The sequence below is a fragment of the Shigella sp. FC1544 genome (genome assembly GCF_001722145.1).
In the GTDB taxonomy this organism is placed as follows: Bacteria; Pseudomonadota; Gammaproteobacteria; order Enterobacterales; family Enterobacteriaceae; genus Escherichia; species Escherichia coli.
The window spans coordinates 1-2,679 of sequence record NZ_MECT01000211.1; the positions used below are offsets into that span (position 1 = coordinate 1).

Genomic DNA, 2,679 nt, shown 5'->3' on the forward strand with positions numbered 1-2,679 from the left:
TTTCTGGTGCGTACCGGGCTGAGAGGCGGTGTAAGTGAACTGTAGTTGCCATGTTTTACGGCAATGAGAGCAGAGATAGCGCTGATGTCCGGCAGTGCTTTTGCCGTTACGCACCACGCCTTCAGTAGCGGAGCAGGAAGGACATCTGATGGAAATGGAAGCCACGCAAGCACCTTAAAATCACCATCATACACTAAATCAGTAAGTTGGCAGCATTACCTTACTTGTGGTAATTGAGGGATAACAACAAAACAGGTGAGTTTTGCGACTCACCTTTTTTATTTGTTTCTTATTCAGAATCAATATCTTTTAAATCATCCTGAATCGCTTGTGCGTTCGGATTTTCCTGCGGTTTGAGTTCGCCGCCATTAGCGATGAAATCATGACGCTGGAAGTACGCTTCGCGCACCATAATATAAGGATCGGACGACTGACGCAGCAGACCATCGGAATCCAGCAGCTGAGCGCGGGTTTCGATCCCTTCAAGCGTCCATTTACCCACAGACATCGGCCAGGTCAGCCAGGAAAGAACCGGGTAAAGACCATCCGCCATATCACCACCGTCATCACGCAGCGTGAAGCTACCGTAGAACGGTAACTGAACGTAAGGCCCATAACCCACGCCATAATGACCAAGCGTACTACCGAAGCGGTGAGGTTCAGTCCGTTGCAGTTTCGGGTTCGCCATCCCTGCAACATCAATAAAGCCGCCCATCCCCAAAATGGTGTTCAGGAAAAAGCGGGTAAAGTGGACCATCCCCTGATAAGGGTCGCCCTGCAAGAAGTAGTTAACCATCACCGCAGGTTCTTCAAGGTTGCCGGTAAAGTTGCTCAAACCGTTACGCGCCGGTTGCGGAACATAATCACGCCAGGCGACAGCGACCGGTCGAACAATATACGGGTCTAATACATTGAAGTTGAAGTTGTACATGGTGCGGTTGAACCCTTCTAACGGGTCAGAACGCCCTTGCTGATCTGTACCGGAACTCGCACACCCCACCAGAAGCGTAGTTCCCAGAGCAAGCGCCGACAGGCGAAGCTTCATAAATGTCTCCCTGTTTTTTTATGGCTTATGCAGTTTGCCATCCATGACGGAACGATACCGTATCCGCCTGTTTAGGTGTGGGCGATTGTAACAGCACGTCAACTGATGTCCAGACGCCCTGATTTGCTGATTTGATCATAGCCTGGTAACCGCCGCCCTGTAGGCTACTTGATTCTATAGAAACAGAAAAAGGCAAACGCGGCCTTTTCTACATTTTCAGAGTAACTCCCGCCAGTTGCGAGCAAAAAAGCCGCTACGCTTTAGCTATACGTGCTAATTCAAGAGAAGAGACCATGGACAACGACAAAATTGATCAACACAGCGACGAAATTGAAGTTGAGAGCGAAGAAAAAGAGCGCGGCAAAAAAATAGAAATGGATGAAGATCGACTCCCCTCCCGGGCGATGGCAATTCATGAACATATCCGCCAGGATGGTGAAAAAGAGCTGGAACGCGACGCAATGGCACTACTGTGGTCAGCCATTGCGGCGGGTCTGTCGATGGGCGCTTCGTTACTGGCAAAAGGGATATTTCATGTCGAACTGGAAGGCGTGCCGGGCAGCTTCTTGTTGGAGAATCTCGGTTATACCTTTGGTTTTATTATCGTCATTATGGCCCGCCAGCAATTATTTACCGAAAACACCGTGACTGCGGTACTACCCGTCATGCAAAAACCGACAATGAGCAACGTCGGCTTACTTATGCGATTATGGGGCGTCGTGCTGCTGGGTAATATTCTCGGGACAGGTATTGCTGCATGGGCATTTGAATATATGCCTATCTTCAATGAAGAAACTCACGATGCATTTGTCAAAATCGGCATGGATGTGATGAAGAACACCCCCAGCGAGATGTTTGCCAACGCGATCATTTCCGGCTGGCTGATCGCCACTATGGTTTGGATGTTTCCTGCAGCGGGTGCGGCAAAGATTGTGGTGATTATATTGATGACCTGGCTTATTGCACTGGGTGACACCACCCACATCGTTGTCGGTTCTGTAGAAATCCTCTATCTGGTGTTTAACGGCACGCTGCACTGGAGCGATTTCATTTGGCCCTTCGCACTACCTACTTTAGCGGGGAATATCTGCGGCGGCACCTTTATCTTCGCGTTAATGAGTCATGCACAGATCCGTAACGACATGAGCAACAAGCGCAAAGCAGAAGCACGCCAAAAAGCAGAACGTGCGGAAAACATTAAGAAAAATGATAAAAAACCAGCATAAATGGCGAGGGTTTAAGCAATCGAGCGGCAGTGTACTTACTCCGCAGTCCATTAGCGGGTATACTCATGCCGCATTGTCCTCTTAGTTAAATGGATATAACGAGCCCCTCCTAAGGGCTAATTGCAGGTTCGATTCCTGCAGGGGACACCATTTATCAGTTCGCTCCCATCCGTACCAGTCCGCAAAATCCCCTGAATATCAAGCCTTCCGTATATTCACGGTTCGTCATGGTTCGCGTCAGATCGTTGACAGCCGCACTCCATGACGGGTAAAAAGTGGATAAAATAATTTTACCCACCGGATTTTTACCGTAAGCGTAAACTGACCGCCGTATGTAGCCATTAAGCCTGTATTGGTAACGTAGGTGCCCACCTTTTCAACTAGTGGACACCTGTTATGGAACAGAAA

General features: G+C 48.9%; 3 protein-coding genes and 1 tRNA gene. 2 read left to right on the top strand and 2 right to left on the bottom strand.

Annotated elements, in window-relative coordinates; all coding sequences use genetic code 11:
* Together BGK49_RS26740 and mlaA are read right to left on the bottom strand one after the other, a co-directional pair.
* A partial coding sequence (locus tag BGK49_RS26740) for an IS1 family transposase (protein ID WP_047664789.1) occupies positions 1–165 on the bottom strand: 165 nt, incomplete at its 3' end.
* 124 nt (positions 166–289) lie between these two features.
* Positions 290–1,045, bottom strand: a complete 756-nt coding sequence (mlaA, locus tag BGK49_RS12025) for a phospholipid-binding lipoprotein MlaA (protein ID WP_000776768.1) — start codon at positions 1,043–1,045, stop codon at positions 290–292.
* Between the two features lie 293 nt (positions 1,046–1,338).
* Here mlaA and BGK49_RS12030 point away from each other — a divergent pair, with 293 nt between their 5' ends.
* Together BGK49_RS12030 and BGK49_RS12035 are read left to right on the top strand one after the other, a co-directional pair.
* Complete coding sequence (locus tag BGK49_RS12030) at positions 1,339–2,271, top strand: formate/nitrite transporter family protein (protein ID WP_046891760.1); 933 nt, start codon at positions 1,339–1,341, stop codon at positions 2,269–2,271.
* Positions 2,272–2,346: 75 nt separating this feature from the next.
* Positions 2,347–2,421, top strand: a tRNA-Arg gene (locus BGK49_RS12035).
* Positions 2,422–2,679: the final 258 nt, after the last annotated feature.

Bases quoted from the DNA above. Each gene is read 5' to 3' on its own strand.
- mlaA (WP_000776768.1), bottom strand. From the start codon at position 1,045: ATGAAGCTTCGCCTGTCGGCGCTTGCTCTGGGAACTACGCTTCTGGTG.
- BGK49_RS12030 (WP_046891760.1), top strand. From the start codon at position 1,339: ATGGACAACGACAAAATTGATCAACACAGCGACGAAATTGAAGTTGAG.